This is a genomic window from Pararhodobacter marinus, from assembly GCF_003122215.1.
GTDB lineage: Bacteria > Pseudomonadota > Alphaproteobacteria > Rhodobacterales > Rhodobacteraceae > Pararhodobacter > Pararhodobacter marinus.
Window position 1 is genome coordinate 157,664 of sequence record NZ_QEYD01000007.1, and the last position, 14,299, is coordinate 171,962.

Genomic DNA, 14,299 nt, shown 5'->3' on the forward strand with positions numbered 1-14,299 from the left:
CGGTCAGGACTCGCTGTCAGTCGGGCTTGCGGCGCTGCCGCTTCCCGAGGCGCTATCGGTGGTCGTCCCCGCGGCCGGAGCCTTGGCCCGCGATTTCCGGGGGGCCGTTTTCCTGGCCGTCTTTGTCGCGCCTTCGGTCGCGGGCGCGGCTTTGGACGCGGTTTTCTTGGCCGCCGTTTTCGTCGCGGGCGCGGATTTCGTCGCGGGCGCCTTGCGGGCCGTCGACGTCTTCGGGGCAGCCTGGGGCGTGGGTGACTCGTTTGTCCCGGCCTCGGCCGGCGAGGCGGTCGGCGCGGGCGCATCCGGTGCATCGGCCTCGCGCCGGGCGCGGATATCGGCGGCCTTGCGGCGCGCGGCTTCGGATTTCTCGACCTTCTTCAGGCGCTCGGCCTCGGTCGCCGACATCTCGGCATTCCGCCGCGCCAGATCCTGCGCCAGGATCTCGTCATCCTCGGGCTCGAAATCGTCGGCCATGGCCTCGGCCGATTGCACCGGGTTCCCGGCGGGCGGGCGCGGCGCGTCGGGATCGGGAGGAAGCGTCGCGCCGTTCTTGGAATAGCTCTTGCCGGTCTGCGTGCTGGGCGTGCGCAGATCCGGTTTCAGCCGCCCCATGTCGCGGAAATCCTTTTCCAGATCGTCCAGACCGGCGGCTTCCTTCAGGCTTTTGCCCGATGCGGTGCGCTTGAAATCGCGGGCGATGTCGCCGACGCCGGATTCCTTGGCCGCAGCATCCATCGCGCGCTGGAATTCGCGCGCCATGCCCCGGGCCTTGCCCGTGAACTCGCCCAGCGTGTGGAACATCTTTGGCAGGTCCTTGGGACCCACCACGATCAGCGCCACCACGCCGACGACCATCATTTCCGACCAACCGATGTCGAACATGCGCCGCTCCTTGCTGCGACCGGAGAATGCGCGGCCAAGCCGCGCCGTGCAGCGCTCAGGTGCGGTCGCGGTCGGCTTCGGCGGGGGTCACGTCGCGCGCGCCGTCGGCCGAGGTCTCGCGCTGATTTTCCAGCTCTTCGCTACCGTCCTTGACGCCGCGCTTGAAGGCCGTGATGCCCTTGCCGACTTCGCCCATCAGGCTTGCGACCTTGCCGCGGCCGAAAAGCACGAGGACGATCACGGCGATCAGAAGAAGGCCGGGAATACCGATATTGTTGAGCATGGCTCAGTCCCTTTCTGCGGGGCCCGTCCGATGCGGATCGTCCGGCCGGGCGCTGATTTCATCCCTGAAATAGGGCAGTGCGCGCGGGTATCCTAGACTGAATCCGGTGCCGGAGGGGGTGGCGGCGCGGTTCTCCTGACAGTATTTTGTCAGTTGGAGGCAGATTGATGAACCGCGACCAAAGGCTTTACGACCTCGTCCAGATCCTGCGCGACGGCAAGCTGCACACGGCGGCCGAGCTGGCCGAGGCCATGGATGTCTCGACCCGCACGATCTGGCGCGACATGGCGATGATGGCGGCCACCGGCATCCCCGTCGAGGGCGAGCGCGGGCTTGGCTACATCCTGCGCGCGCCGCTTGTTTTGCCGGCTACCGCCCTGACCCCCGACGAAGCCGCCGTTCTGGGCGAGGCCCTGCGCGCCATTGCCGGGGACGAAGACCATCCCCGCCACCGCGCCGCGAAATCCCTTCTCTACAAGGTCGCGACGCTGTTGCCCCAGGCGGGGCTGGGCGAGGTCTGAGGCCCCGAAACACCAGGCTTGCTTTTATTGGACCGATCTGTCTAATAATTCTGATGAGCCCGTTATCCGCCCCTGACAGCCGACACAGCCGACCGCGCCCGCGAGGCCGGCCCCGTACCGCGCCCGACCTGTCGGAAACGCGGCAGCGGCTGATCCGCACGGGATTGATCCACCTGACGGAGAAAGGCTACGGCGCCACCGGGATCGACGAGATCCTGAAAGCCTCGGGCGTGCCGAAGGGCAGTTTCTACCACCACTTCCCGTCGAAAGCGGCCTTCGGCGCGGCGCTGATCGAGGCGTATCATGCCTATTTCGTGGCCCGGCTGGACCGTGCCCTGTCCGATGACAGCCTGCCGCCGGTCGAGCGCCTGCGCGCCTTCACCCGCGATGCCGAGGCCGGGATGGCCCGCCACGGGTTCCGGCGCGGCTGTCTGATCGGCAATCTGGGACAGGAAACCGCCGCCCTGCCCGAGGATTTCCGCGCGGCGTTGATCGACGTTCTGACGGACTGGCAGGCCCGCACCGCGCGCTGCCTGAGCGCGGCACCGCTGCCCGCGGGCACCGACCCCGACGCGCTTGCCGCGCTGTTCTGGACCGGCTGGGAAGGCGCGGTGCTGCGCGCCAAGCTCGAAGGCGGACCTGCTCCGCTGCGCCTGTTCGCCGGGACGTTTTTCACCCTGATTTCCCCAAGCCCCAAGGAGGAGCCCGCATGTTCGACGCGATCCTGATCGACAAGACCGACGACGCGCAGAGCGTTTCGCAGACGCAGATCGACACCGACCATTTGCCCGAGGGCGACGTGCTGGTCGAAATCGCCTATTCGACCCTCAACTACAAGGACGCGCTGGCGATCACCGGCGCCTCTCCCGTGGTGCGCAAATTCCCGATGGTGCCCGGCATCGACTTTGCCGGCATCGTGCGCGAGAGCAGCCACCCGGATTACAAGGCTGGCGACAAGGTCGTGCTGAACGGCTGGGGCGTGGGTGAGGTCCATTGGGGCGGGTTGGCCAAGTTCGCCCGCGTCAAGGGCGACTGGCTGGTGCCGCTGCCCGAGGCGATCTCGATGAAGCGGGCGATGGCGATCGGTACGGCGGGCTATACGGCGATGCTGTGCGTGCAGGCGCTGGAAGAACACGGCGTGGCACCCGATGCGGGCCCCGTGGCCGTGACCGGTGCGGCGGGCGGCGTGGGCAGCGTCGCGGTGACTCTGCTGGCGGGCCGGGGCTACGAGGTTGCGGCCGTCACCGGGCGGGAGGAAGAGGCCGATTTCCTGACCTCGCTGGGTGCGTCGAGCATCGTCGCGCGCGATGAGCTGTCGGGCAAGCCGCGCGCGCTGAACAAGGAGCGTTTCGCGGGCGGCGTGGATGTCGCGGGCTCGACCGTTCTGGCGAACCTGCTGTCGATGACGCGCTATGGCGGCACGGTCGCGGCCTGCGGGCTGGCGGCGGGAATGGACCTGCCCGCCAGCGTCGCCCCCTTCATCCTGCGCGGGGTGACGCTGGCGGGGGTGGACAGCGTGATGTGCCCTGCCCCGCGTCGCCGCGCGGCATGGGATGCGCTGGCCGCCGAGCTGGATATGGAAAAGCTCGATGCGCTGTCGGTCGAGCTGCCCTTCTCAGAGGTGATCGACGCCGCGCCCAAATTCCTGAAGGGGCAGATCCGCGGCCGGGTGATCGTCCCCGTGGCGCCGGAACTGGGGTAAGCGATGGAGCCAGCCACTTCGCCGGATCTCGGGCCCGAGGCCCAGCGCCTTCACGACATCCCCGCCTGGCTGTACCTGCTGCGGGAATTCGACGCGCTTTACCGGCACGGATCGGCGGGCGGCAGCCGGCTGATCCGGGCGCATCGCAAGCGGGTGCGCGATGCGCTGTCGCTACTCATCGATGCCAACCCGGCGCTGGCCCCGCGCCCGGCCGCCGAGAAGCCCGTCACCGCCCATCTGCCCCGCGCGCTGGATCTGGGCGAGCGCGGGGCGATGGCGGGCATGGCGCGCGCCCTGTCGCGCGTCGCGCCCCGGCTGACATGGGAATACGGCTACGAGAAAGTGCCGAAAACGCTGGCGAAGAAATACGCCTATTGCGAAGTGCTGGGTCCGCGCGGCCCGGTCCTGTCGGAGCGGCTGATCCTGGGCTTCGTGCTGTTCGCGCCGAAAACGGTCTATCCGCAGCACAGCCACAAGGATATCGAGGAAAGCTATATCTCGATCGCGGGCGCTTGGTCGGAGAACGACGCCGCCGTCCATGCGCCCGGCTCGCTGATCCTCAACCGCGCCGAGCACGAGCACCGGATCACCACCGCCGATCTGGACCCCTGCCTGTTGGCCTATGCCTGGATCGGCCCCGAGGAACGGCTGAACGCGCCGGGCATGGTGCTGACGGGACGGCGCAAAAGCCGGATGGCCGACTGGATCTGACCCCGGACTCCGCCGGGCTTACCGGTAGCCCATCACGACATGGACGGCGTCGGTGTAAACCAGCCGCCCGTCCTGCAGGTAGGGGGCAAGGTGCGATTCGACCTCGGCGACGAGGGCGTCGCGCAGGCAGGGATCGGCCGCGCCGAACAGCCCCGTTTGCGGCGTCGCGGCCAGATGCTGGGGCAGGAAATCGCGCAGATCAGGGATGTCGATGGTCCGTTCCTGCCGCGTCATCCGCACATCCCGCAGCCCGGCGGCCAGGAAATCCTGCGCCAACTGCTCGGGTCCCTGGGCTTCGCGCGGCGCGGCAAGCTGGGCGGCCAGGTCGGGCGAGACGATGCGCGCCACGGCCTTGCACAATGCGCTGGTGTAAACGCTGTGCCCGTCCCAGATAGAGCAGGCCAGCCGCCCGCGCGGCGCAAGCTGCGCCGTCAGCGAGGCGAGCGCGACGGGCTTGTCGGCAAACGCGTGATAGCCGAATTGCGACAGGATCGCGTCATAGCCTTCGTCCGGATCGGCGCGCTGGGTGACATCGGACCGGATCCAGGCGATCGGTCGTCCCTCGGACAGTTTCTGGGCCTGTGCCAGCATTTTCGGATTCGCGTCCATCCCGTCGACGCGTCCGGCCGGTGCGACCCGGTCATAGATCAGCCGCGTGGCGACGCCGGTCGCGCAGCCGACATCGAGCACCTGCTCGCCCGGCTTGGGATCGACCAGATCGACAAGCGCCGCGGCCCAGCGCCCGAACCAGAGCGGGACCAGCACGCGGTCATAGATCGCCGGAGCGTCGTCGGTGAATTGAAACGTCATCGGGTTTGCGCATCCAGGAAGGGTCCCGCCTGCACGCAACAGACTCAGGCTTGCGCGAGGCGGACAAAGATCAACTGTATCGAGGTTTTCTGCCAATGCACGGCTTTCCTCTACCTGAGATGTGTTTTTTTCGCCTGTTAAATAGCCTTCCTTCGCGGCAGGATGGAACGACAGGCGCCCTTGACACGTTTTCTTGCAAACAGGAGGCGCCCATGTTGTTCAGCAAGTCGCGTTCCGCGCTGCCGGATTCCGACGAGATCCTCGATACGATTGACCACGCGATGCCCGCCACGCGACGCGACCGCTGGGCACCCGTCGCCTATGCGGGCGGCATGCTGGCCATCGGCGCGGGCCTTCTGGTGGCCCAGCCGCGAATCGGCCGTGTGCCCGAACCCGCGCAGGCGGGCGATCTTCCGCGCCACAAACGGCTGCGCCGGGCGGCCCAGGTCAGTCGCGACGGCGCCCGCGCCTTTGCCCCGTCCAACGTGACCGATTCCATCGGCCGCTCGCTGTTGGTTGGCGGCGTGGCGCTGATCATGACGCGGGTGCTGGACGAATTCGCCGGCCATGACGGCGAGTAAGGATCACCCACCCGCCGGGCGCCGCATCAGGGAATAGCGGCTGTCTGTCTCGGGCTCGGTGAAGGCCCCGGCCTCGCGGTAGCCCAGCCGCCGGTAGAAGGCGTGATTGCGGGGCACGAAGGTTTCCAGATAGGTCGCCGCGCCCTCGGCATCGGCGCGCGCGATCATGGGTTCGATCAGCGCCCGGCCAAGGCCCTGCCCCTGATCGTCGGGATGCAGGCCAAGGATCGACAAGTACCAGTCGCCTTGTGCCGTCAGGTCCGCGCTGGCATCGGACATGAACGCGCAGATCCGGTTATAGAGCGCCCGCCCGCGCGAGCCGATCGCTGCCTGCAGCGCCGCCTGTTGCGCGACGGCCTTTTCGTCCCGGATCGCCGGAGGCTGTGGCAGCCACCAGATCGCCGCGCCCCGTGCCTTGCCGGGCGCGAGCGAGAGCAGGCCGAAGCGCTCGGCCTCGGCCATCGAGGCCAGATAGTAGCGCAGCATTGCCTCGCGCGGGCCATCAGGACGGTCGGCCACGGCTTCGAGCGCGGCGTAGAACGGATCGTCCTTAAGCGCGAGATACAGCGCCTCGGCGGCGGGCCGCAGGGAGTCGTCGGTCATGCCTGCATCGCCTCCAGCAGCGCGCCGGCATCGAGCGCCCCGACAGCCCCTGCAACCCGGCCCCGCGCGCCCAGTCGCACCGAGAACCACTCGCCCGCGAAGGGGCTTTCGGCGATCATCACCGCGCCCGTCAGCAGCGTCGCCAGTGACTCGGCGAACCACCGCGCCTCGGCTTCGGGCGGCAGGGCGGGCCAACGCTCGCGATGCGCGACCAGCGCCGCATCATAGCGCGGGTCGTTCTCCCGCGCCGCATCGAGCCGCGCGTTCAGCATCGCGCCCGCTTCGGGCTCGCGCAGGAGCGTGCGCAGAATGTCCAGGCAGATCACGTTCCCCGACCCTTCCCAGATCGAGTTGAGCGGCGCCTCGCGATAGAGCATCGGCAGCGGCGTGTCCTCGACATAACCCATGCCGCCAAGGCACTCCATGCATTCATAGATCATGCCGGGCGCCACCTTGTTCGAGATGAACTTGGCCAGAGCCACCGAGATCCGCGCATAGGGCCGCCGCGCCGGATCGTCGAAGGCCCGCGCCACGTCGAGCGCGAGCAGCAACGCCGCCTCGGCATCGAGCGACAGGTCGGCCAGCACCGCGCGCATCAGCGGCTGGTCGATCAGGCCCTTCTGGAACACCCGCCGCCCCCGCGCCCATTGCAGCGCCTCGGCCAGAGCGGCGCGCATCAGGCCCGCGGGCGCCATCGCGGTGTCGAGCCGCGTGTGATGCACCATCTCGATGATGGTCTGGACGCCCCGCCCCGGCTCGCCCAGCCGATGCGCCCAGGTGCCGTCATATTCGATCTCGGACGAGGCATTGGCAGTGTTGCCCAGCTTGTCCTTGAGCCGCAGGATGGTGAACGGGTTGCGGGTGCCGTCGGGCAGCCAGCGCGGCACGAGGAAACAGGTGATCGCCCCGTCCAGCTGCGCGAGCGTCAGGAAGCCGTCGCACATCGGCGCCGAGCAGAACCATTTATGGCCATGCAGGCGATACCCCTCGCCATCCGGCACCGCCCGCGTGGCATTGGCGCGCACATCCGAGCCGCCCTGCTTTTCCGTCATCGCCATGCCCATGGTCACCGCCGCCTTGCGCCCGACGGCTATGGGCGCAGGATCATAGGCCGGTTCGGTCAGGCGCGGCTGCCACAGAGCGGCCAGCGCGGGATCGGCCTGCAAAGCGGGCACGGCGGCGTAGGTCATGGTCATCGGACAACACACGCCCGGCTCGACCTGGCTGAGCATGTAGTTGATCGCGGCGTGGCGCAGATGGGTCCCGGTGCCGTCCCAGGCGGTGGCGGCATAGCCCGCCTCGAGCCCCAGTTTCATCAGCGCGTGATAGCCCGGATGAAAATGCACCTCGTCAAGCCGGCGGCCCGACCGGTCGAAGCTGCGCAACACGGGCTTCACGACCTGCGCGTCGCGGGCGGCCTCGCGGATGCCGGGCGTGGCAAGGCGCGCGCCCAGAGCGGCCAGCCCGGGATCGTCAACCAGCGCCCGGCGCAGGGTGCGGTCCCCGGCCCAGGGATCGCGGTAGGAAAAATCCGGCTGGTTCAGGACCTCATGCGTGCCCAGATCGCTGCGCGGGGCGCTGATGCGGATGGTGTCGGTCATGGCAGTACTCCCTTGTTTCAGCGTGGAGATCCCCGGTGCCTGTGTCCAGCATAACCCGGCGTCGGTCCCTTCCCGCGGCGCCAGCGCAACGGCGCTTCCCCTGAGGCCGCCGCTATGGCATGCTGACCCGAAGGCCCGGCAGAGGCCGCACCAGAGCAGTCGCACGGCACCATGAACAAAAAACGTCCCGCCTTCGGGCCCGTCATCTTTTACGCGATCACCTGCACCTTCGGCGCCTACCTGACCTTTGCCGCCGTGCAGGGCGAATACGGATTGTTCCGCCGCATCCAGATCGAAGCGGATGCCGAGCAATTGCGCGAAGAGCGCGACCGGCTGGCCGCGGAACTGGCCGAGATCGAGAACCGCACGCACAGGTTGTCGGACAACTTCCTCGACCTCGATCTTCTGGACGAACAGGCGCGCGAAGTGCTGGGCTATGTGCGTCGCGACGAGATCGTCCTTCGCTAATCGAATTTCCGTGCTACCGTGCTACGTTGTTAGCGGCACCGCGCAGCCATGCGCGGCACGAAGACCGGCTGTGCGCATGATTGCGCAACCGGGCGGGAAATCAGCCTCGCAATTTTGCGGGGGATCGTATAGAAGATGGTTTAGTGTTAAACTATTCCTGACGCGACCAGGGGGAGGCACCGATGGCTGCGAGAAAAACGACCGGGAAATCAAACGTCTCGGCGGATGAACTTCTGAAATACTACAAGGACATGCTGCTGATCCGTCGATTCGAGGAAAAGGCGGGGCAATTGTACGGCATGGGCCTGATCGGCGGGTTCTGCCACCTGTATATCGGGCAGGAAGCCGTCGTCGTGGGCCTGGAAGCCGCGGCCAAGGACGGCGACAAGCGCATCACCAGCTACCGCGACCACGGCCACATGCTGGCCTGCGGCATGGACCCGAAAGGCGTCATGGCCGAGCTCACGGGCCGCGAAGGCGGCTATTCGAAGGGCAAGGGCGGCTCGATGCACATGTTCTCGAAAGAGAAGCATTTCTACGGCGGCCACGGCATCGTCGGCGCGCAGGTGCCGCTGGGCACCGGGCTGGGCTTTGCCGACAAGTACAAGGGCAACGACAACGTCACCTTCGTCTATTTCGGCGACGGCGCGGCGAACCAGGGCCAAGTCTACGAGAGCTACAACATGGCCGAGCTGTGGAACCTGCCGGTCGTCTACGTGATCGAGAACAACCAGTATGCCATGGGCACCTCGACCAAGCGCTCGACGAAGTCCCCCAACCTTTGGGAACGCGGCGCAGCCTACGGGATCAAGGGCGAAGCGGTCGACGGCATGGACGTGATGGCGGTCAAGGCCGCGGGCGAAAAGGCAATTGCCGCCTGCCGCGCCGGCGACGGTCCCTATATCCTTGAAGTCATGACCTATCGCTATCGCGGTCACTCGATGTCGGATCCGGCCAAGTACCGGACCCGCGAGGAAGTGCAGAAGATGCGCGAAGAGCGCGACCCGATCGAGCGCGTGCGCGAGATGCTCACTACCGGCGGGCTGGCCACCGACGAGGACCTCAAGGCGATCGACAAGGAAATCAAGGCGGTCGTCAACGACAGCGCCGAATTCGCCAAGGACAGCCCCGAGCCCTCGCTCGACGAGCTGTGGACCGACATCTACGCCGCCCCCGAGGAGGCGGAAGCATGAGATCAGTCGTTTCGGCCCTTCTGACGGCAGCCGCCGCGCTGGCGTCGCTGCCGGCCTCTGCGCAATCCACCGGCGCGAGGATGGCGATGTACCTGAACGGCAGCGCGCTGGACGGCATGATCGAGTTCAGCTTCGAGCGGGACGGCTGCACCGGCCATCTTGCGATGACCCAGCGCTATCAGGCGGGCGACGTGCGCAGCACCCGGACCGAGTTTCAGGTCACCGACCTGGTGCTGGACGATTACCAGATCGCCGAAGCCGAGGGCGGCGTGCTGGCACAGATCATGCTGGACCACCGCGCCGGCTCGGAGGGCTTTCCGTTCTCCAGCACGCTGGTGACCGACAATGCCGAAACCCGCGCCGGCTGGGAATCCCAGGGTGCGGTCTGCGAAGACAACAGCTGCTCGATCAGCCTTGAGATGGAGAACGCGACTCTGGTCGTCGCCGGTCCGAATGCCGGATCGCGCGCGGATTTCGTTCTGGCTGACCTGCGGGCGCTGCAATCCGAATGCGCCTCGAGCGAAGAGGGGGAGTAACTGACATGGCTACCGAAATCCTGATGCCGGCCCTTTCGCCCACGATGGAAGAGGGCACGCTGGCCAAATGGCTGGTGAAAGAGGGCGATGAAATCACCTCGGGCATGATCATTGCCGAGATCGAAACCGACAAGGCCACGATGGAATTCGAGGCGGTCGACGAAGGCACGATGGGCAAGATCCTGATCGACGAAGGCACCGAGGGCGTGAAGGTCAACACCCCCATCGCCGTGCTGCTGGAAGAGGGCGAAAGCGCCGACGACATCAAGGACAGCGCGCCGAAAGCCGGTGCGAAATCCGAAGACACGGACGGCGACACGAACGGCGACACGGACGAAAAGCCCGCCGCCAACTCCGACAGTGACGTCGCCGCCGACAAGCCGGTCGCCGCCCAGCCCGCCGCCGAGCTTCCCCCGGTGCCCGAGCCCGACTGGCCCGAAGGCACCAAGATGAAGTCGATGACCGTGCGCGAGGCCCTGCGCGAGGCCATGGCCGAAGAAATGCGCCGCAACGACACCGTGTTCCTGATGGGCGAGGAAGTCGGCGAATACCAGGGCGCCTACAAGATCAGCCAGGGCCTGCTGGACGAATTCGGCGCCAAGCGCGTGATCGACACGCCGATCACCGAAGCCGGCTTCACCGGCCTTGCCGTCGGCGCCGCCTGGGGCGGTCTGAACCCGATCGTCGAGTTCATGACCTTCAACTTCGCGATGCAGGCGATCGACCACCTGATCAACTCGGCCGCGAAGACGAACTACATGTCGGGCGGCCAGCTGCCCTGCCCTATCGTGTTCCGTGGTCCGAACGGCGCCGCCGCCCGCGTGGCGGCCCAGCACAGCCAGGATTACGCGGCGTGGTACGGCCATATTCCGGGCCTGAAAGTCGTCATGCCCTATTCGGCCGCCGACGCGAAAGGCCTGCTGAAATCGGCCATCCGCGACGGCAACCCGGTCGTGTTCCTTGAAAACGAGATCCTCTATGGCCGCAGCTTCGACGTGCCGGACATGGACGATTTCACCGTACCGATCGGCAAGGCCCGGATCGCGCGCGAGGGCAAGGACGTCACCATCGTCAGCTTCGGCATCGGCATGACCTATGCGCTGGAAGCGGCCGAGAAGCTCGCCGCCGACGGGATCGACGCCGAGGTCATCGACCTGCGCACGATCCGACCGATGGACACCGCGACGATCATCAGCTCGGTAAAAAAGACCAACCGTCTGGTCACCGTCGAGGAAGGCTTCCCGCAATCCTCGGTCGGCAACTTCATCTCGGCCACGGTGATGATGGAAGCGTTCGATTACCTTGACGCGCCGGTCATCAACCTCTGCGGCAAGGATGTGCCGATGCCCTATGCGGCCAATCTGGAAAAGCTGGCGCTCGTGACCACCGACGAGGTGATCGAGGCCGTGCACAAAGTCACCTATCGCTGAGGAGGACGTCATGCCCACGGAAATCCTGATGCCCGCCCTCTCGCCCACGATGGAAGAGGGCACGCTGGCCAAATGGCTGGTCAAGGAAGGCGACACGGTCAGCTCGGGCGACATCATCGCCGAGATCGAGACCGACAAGGCGACGATGGAATTCGAAGCCGTCGACGAAGGCGTGATCGGCAAGATCCTGATCGAGGAGGGCAGCGAAGGGGTGAAGGTCAACACCCCCATCGCGGTCCTGCTGGAAGAAGGGGAAAGCGCCGACGATATCGGCAAGACCTCGGCGCCCAAGGAACCGGCCAAGCCGGAAGCCCCGGCCAAGGCCGATGGCGGAGACGCCAAGGCATCGGAACCGGCGAAATCGGACTCGGTGACCGCCGCGCCCGCCGCCCCGGTCGCCGATGGCAAGCGTATCTTCGCTTCGCCGCTCGCGCGTCGGATCGCCGCCGACAAGGGGCTGGACCTGAGCCAGATCAAGGGCTCGGGCCCGCATGGCCGGATCGTCAAGGCCGATGTCGAGGGCGCCAGTGCACAGCCCAAAGCCGCCAAGGCCGAGGCCGCTCCCGCCAAGTCCGACGCAGCCCCCGCCAAGGCCGCCGCGATGCCCACGGGCGCCGATGCGAATACCGTCATGAAGATGTTCGAGGGCCGCGACTTCGAAGAGGTCAAGCTCGACGGGATGCGCAAGACGGTGGCAGCGCGCCTGACCGAGGCCAAGCAGACCATCCCGCATTTCTACCTGCGCCGCTCGGTGCAGCTGGATGCGCTGATGGCCTTCCGCGCGCAGCTTAACGGCCAGCTTGCGGATCGGGGCGTCAAGCTCAGCGTCAACGACTTCATCATCAAGGCCTGCGCCATGGCGCTGCAGAAGGTGCCGGATGCCAATGCCGTCTGGGCGGGCGACCGGATTTTGAAGCTGAAGCCTTCGGACGTGGCGGTCGCCGTCGCGGTCGATGGCGGGCTGTTCACGCCGGTGCTGAAGGATTCGCACCAAAAGTCGCTGAGCGCCCTGTCGGCCGAGATGAAGGATCTGGCGACCCGTGCGCGCAACCGCAAGCTTGCGCCGCATGAATATGTCGGCGGCAGCTTCGCGATTTCCAATCTCGGCATGTTCGGGATCGAGAATTTCGACGCGGTCATCAACCCGCCGCATGGCTCGATCCTGGCCGTGGGCGCAGGCATCAAGCAGCCGGTGGTGAAAGAGGATGGCGAAATCGGCGTGGCGACAGTGATGTCGATGACGCTGTCGGTCGATCACCGGGTGATCGACGGCGCGCTGGGGGCTGAGTTCCTGGCGGCGATCATCGAGAACCTGGAAAACCCGCTGGCGATGCTGGCCTGACCCGGCTCCATGCGACGAGATCGGCCCGGACGGTTCCGCCGTCCGGGCTTTTTCCTGCGCAAAAGCTCAGCCCATCCTCCGCAAGACGCGTCCGGCCCGCAACGCCGCCGTCAGCGCGGTGCCGCCCGCGATGATCCATAGCGCCACTGCCAGAGCCGGCCAGCCCGGCGCGAAAGCCGCGACAACGCAGCCCAGCGTCAGGGCCGCCATCCGCTGTTGCTTGGCGAAGGGCCCGCCGAAATCGGGGGCAAAGCCCTCGGCCCGGCCGAACTCGCGCAGATAGGCCGTGCTCAGCGCCAGCACCGCGCAGCCCAGACCCAGCGCCGGCATCCCCGCCGCCAGCCCCGCGCCCCACAGGAACAGCGTATCGGCGGCGCGGTCCGGAGCCTCGTTCCAGAAGGGGCCTGTCGCGCTGCCCTTCCCGCCTTCGACCGCCACCAGACCGTCGATCAGGTTGCACAGAAGCCGAAGCTGGATGCACGAAGCGGCCAGCAAGAGCGCCGCAATCCGGCCCCCGCCCGCGCCCGGCATCAGCCAGAACGCCCCGAAGCCCAGCGCCGCGAAAACCACCGAGGCGATCGAGATCGCGTTCGGACTGACGCCCCGCGCGGCCAGAAAGCGGGCGATGCCCTGCATCACGCCCAGACGGCGCGCGGCGATGGGGCGGCGGTTTTCGTCCATGCGTCAGGTCCAGTAATAGCGGGTCAGGTGAAAGAAGACCGGCGCCGAGAAGATCACGCTGTCGAGCCGGTCGAGAAACCCGCCATGCCCCTTTATGACCGCCCCCCAGTCCTTGGCCCCCTTGTCGCGCTTGATGGCCGACATGACCAGCCCGCCCAGCGTACCCATCGCGGCCACGACGAAGGCCATCAGCGCCGCCTCGGGCAGGGTGAAGGGCGTCAGTGCGAACAGCCCGGCGCCCAGGGCAACGGCCGTGGCGATGCCGCCAACCAGTCCTTCCCATGTCTTGGAGGGTGACAGCTCGGGCGCCAGTTTGTGGCGGCCCAGCAGCTTGCCCCAGATATACTGCGCCACGTCCGAGGCCTGCACGACGAACAGGAACCACGCGATCAGCAGCACGCGCCGGGCATCCCCGCCCTCGATCCCCAAGGACAGGATCGCGGGAACGTGGCTGACGCAATAGACGCAGACCATGAGGCCCCATTGCGTTTCCGCCGCGCGCGCCATGAAGCCCTGCGCACCGCCTGACACGGCGGCCAGCGCGGGCATGAGCAGGAAGGCATAGACGGGGATGAAGATGGCGTAGAAACCGTACCAGTCGGTATAGACCGCCCAGAACTGCACCGGGAGCACGATGGCATAGACGCCGGCGATGACCCAGAAATCCGCGCGGTCGCGCGCCGTGACGGTCAGGAATTCACGCAGGGCAAGCGCGCTCAGCGCCCCGAACAACACCACCACGCCCGCGCGCCCGGTGGCAAAGGCCAGCGCCAGAAGCGCGACCATCACCCACCACGCCCAGATCCGGGCGTTGAGGTTGTCGATAACGGGATGCGGCTGGCCTGCGGGCAGGCGGCGCCTGAGCCCCTGCCCGATGGCGGTCGCGACGATCAGGATCGCCGCCGTGACGCCCAGAAGCCACAGCAGATCGGCGGAGATACCCATGACGCGGCCC

Annotated in this window: 17 protein-coding genes; 10 read left to right on the forward strand and 7 right to left on the reverse strand. The window is 67.1% G+C overall.

Translation table 11 applies throughout. The features are described from left to right. Positions 1-3: 3 nt before the first annotated feature. Together tatB and C4N9_RS12910 are read right to left on the reverse strand one after the other, a co-directional pair. Entirely contained in the window at positions 4-882 is an 879-nt protein-coding gene (gene tatB, locus C4N9_RS22120) for a Sec-independent protein translocase protein TatB (RefSeq protein WP_210404033.1), read from the reverse strand. A gap of 55 nt (positions 883-937) precedes the next feature. Next, positions 938-1,165 carry a twin-arginine translocase TatA/TatE family subunit gene (locus C4N9_RS12910; protein WP_109533745.1) on the reverse strand — a complete coding sequence of 76 codons (228 nt, stop codon included), beginning with the start codon at positions 1,163-1,165 and terminating at the stop codon, positions 938-940. A gap of 167 nt (positions 1,166-1,332) precedes the next feature. On the opposite strand from C4N9_RS12910, the gene C4N9_RS12915 reads away from it, so the two are divergent. From C4N9_RS12915 to C4N9_RS12930, 4 genes are read left to right on the forward strand one after another with little or no spacing between them, the layout of a single operon-like run. Next, complete coding sequence (locus tag C4N9_RS12915; RefSeq protein ID WP_109533746.1) at positions 1,333-1,686, forward strand: helix-turn-helix transcriptional regulator; 354 nt, start codon at positions 1,333-1,335, stop codon at positions 1,684-1,686. 53 nt (positions 1,687-1,739) lie between these two features. Beyond that, entirely contained in the window at positions 1,740-2,414 is a 675-nt protein-coding gene (gene acuR, locus C4N9_RS12920) for an acrylate utilization transcriptional regulator AcuR (RefSeq protein ID WP_109533747.1), read from the forward strand. Then, a complete protein-coding gene (gene acuI, locus C4N9_RS12925) occupies positions 2,396-3,388 on the forward strand; it encodes an acrylyl-CoA reductase (NADPH) (RefSeq protein ID WP_109533748.1) in 993 nt (330 codons plus the stop codon). Before acuR ends, acuI begins: the two co-directional genes overlap by 19 nt. A gap of 3 nt (positions 3,389-3,391) precedes the next feature. Continuing rightward, complete coding sequence (locus C4N9_RS12930) at positions 3,392-4,099, forward strand: dimethylsulfonioproprionate lyase family protein (RefSeq protein ID WP_109533749.1); 708 nt, start codon at positions 3,392-3,394, stop codon at positions 4,097-4,099. 18 nt (positions 4,100-4,117) lie between these two features. Here the strand turns inward: C4N9_RS12930 and C4N9_RS12935 are convergent, their stop codons facing one another. Next, entirely contained in the window at positions 4,118-4,909 is a 792-nt protein-coding gene (locus tag C4N9_RS12935) for a class I SAM-dependent methyltransferase (RefSeq protein WP_109533750.1), read from the reverse strand. Positions 4,910-5,121: 212 nt separating this feature from the next. Here C4N9_RS12935 and C4N9_RS12940 point away from each other — a divergent pair, with 212 nt between their 5' ends. Next, positions 5,122-5,490: a hypothetical protein gene (locus tag C4N9_RS12940; protein WP_245902543.1), complete on the forward strand. Its 369-nt coding sequence runs from the start codon at positions 5,122-5,124 to the stop codon at positions 5,488-5,490. Between the two features lie 3 nt (positions 5,491-5,493). Here C4N9_RS12940 and C4N9_RS12945 read toward each other — a convergent pair whose 3' ends face one another. Together C4N9_RS12945 and C4N9_RS12950 are read right to left on the reverse strand one after the other, a co-directional pair. Then, entirely contained in the window at positions 5,494-6,093 is a 600-nt protein-coding gene (locus C4N9_RS12945; protein WP_109533751.1) for a GNAT family N-acetyltransferase, read from the reverse strand. Further along, the gene (locus C4N9_RS12950; protein ID WP_109533752.1) at positions 6,090-7,694 is read right to left on the reverse strand and encodes an acyl-CoA dehydrogenase family protein; all 1,605 of its coding nucleotides are present in this window, start codon (positions 7,692-7,694) and stop codon (positions 6,090-6,092) included. The genes C4N9_RS12945 and C4N9_RS12950 overlap by 4 nt, the downstream gene beginning before the upstream one ends. Before the next feature lie 171 nt (positions 7,695-7,865). On the opposite strand from C4N9_RS12950, the gene C4N9_RS12955 reads away from it, so the two are divergent. The 5 genes from C4N9_RS12955 (at position 7,866) to C4N9_RS12975 (ending at position 12,663) form a co-directional block, all read left to right on the forward strand. Then, positions 7,866-8,162, forward strand: a complete 297-nt coding sequence (locus tag C4N9_RS12955; protein ID WP_109533753.1) for an FtsB family cell division protein — start codon at positions 7,866-7,868, stop codon at positions 8,160-8,162. Positions 8,163-8,344: 182 nt separating this feature from the next. Next, positions 8,345-9,355 carry a pyruvate dehydrogenase (acetyl-transferring) E1 component subunit alpha gene (gene pdhA / locus C4N9_RS12960; protein WP_109533754.1) on the forward strand — a complete coding sequence of 337 codons (1,011 nt, stop codon included), beginning with the start codon at positions 8,345-8,347 and terminating at the stop codon, positions 9,353-9,355. Further along, complete coding sequence (locus C4N9_RS12965; protein ID WP_109533755.1) at positions 9,352-9,891, forward strand: hypothetical protein; 540 nt, start codon at positions 9,352-9,354, stop codon at positions 9,889-9,891. The genes pdhA and C4N9_RS12965 overlap by 4 nt, the downstream gene beginning before the upstream one ends. A 5-nt stretch (positions 9,892-9,896) precedes the next feature. Next, positions 9,897-11,321, forward strand: a complete 1,425-nt coding sequence (locus tag C4N9_RS12970; protein ID WP_109533756.1) for a pyruvate dehydrogenase complex E1 component subunit beta — start codon at positions 9,897-9,899, stop codon at positions 11,319-11,321. A 10-nt stretch (positions 11,322-11,331) separates the two neighbouring features. After that, the gene (locus C4N9_RS12975; protein WP_109533757.1) at positions 11,332-12,663 is read left to right on the forward strand and encodes a pyruvate dehydrogenase complex dihydrolipoamide acetyltransferase; all 1,332 of its coding nucleotides are present in this window, start codon (positions 11,332-11,334) and stop codon (positions 12,661-12,663) included. A gap of 66 nt (positions 12,664-12,729) precedes the next feature. On the opposite strand, the gene C4N9_RS12980 is transcribed toward C4N9_RS12975, so the two are convergent. Together C4N9_RS12980 and C4N9_RS12985 are read right to left on the reverse strand one after the other, a co-directional pair. After that, positions 12,730-13,344, reverse strand: a complete 615-nt coding sequence (locus C4N9_RS12980; protein WP_109533758.1) for a CDP-alcohol phosphatidyltransferase family protein — start codon at positions 13,342-13,344, stop codon at positions 12,730-12,732. A 3-nt stretch (positions 13,345-13,347) separates the two neighbouring features. Continuing rightward, positions 13,348-14,289 carry a phosphatidate cytidylyltransferase gene (locus C4N9_RS12985; RefSeq protein ID WP_109533759.1) on the reverse strand — a complete coding sequence of 314 codons (942 nt, stop codon included), beginning with the start codon at positions 14,287-14,289 and terminating at the stop codon, positions 13,348-13,350. Between the last annotated feature and the right edge of the window lie 10 nt (positions 14,290-14,299).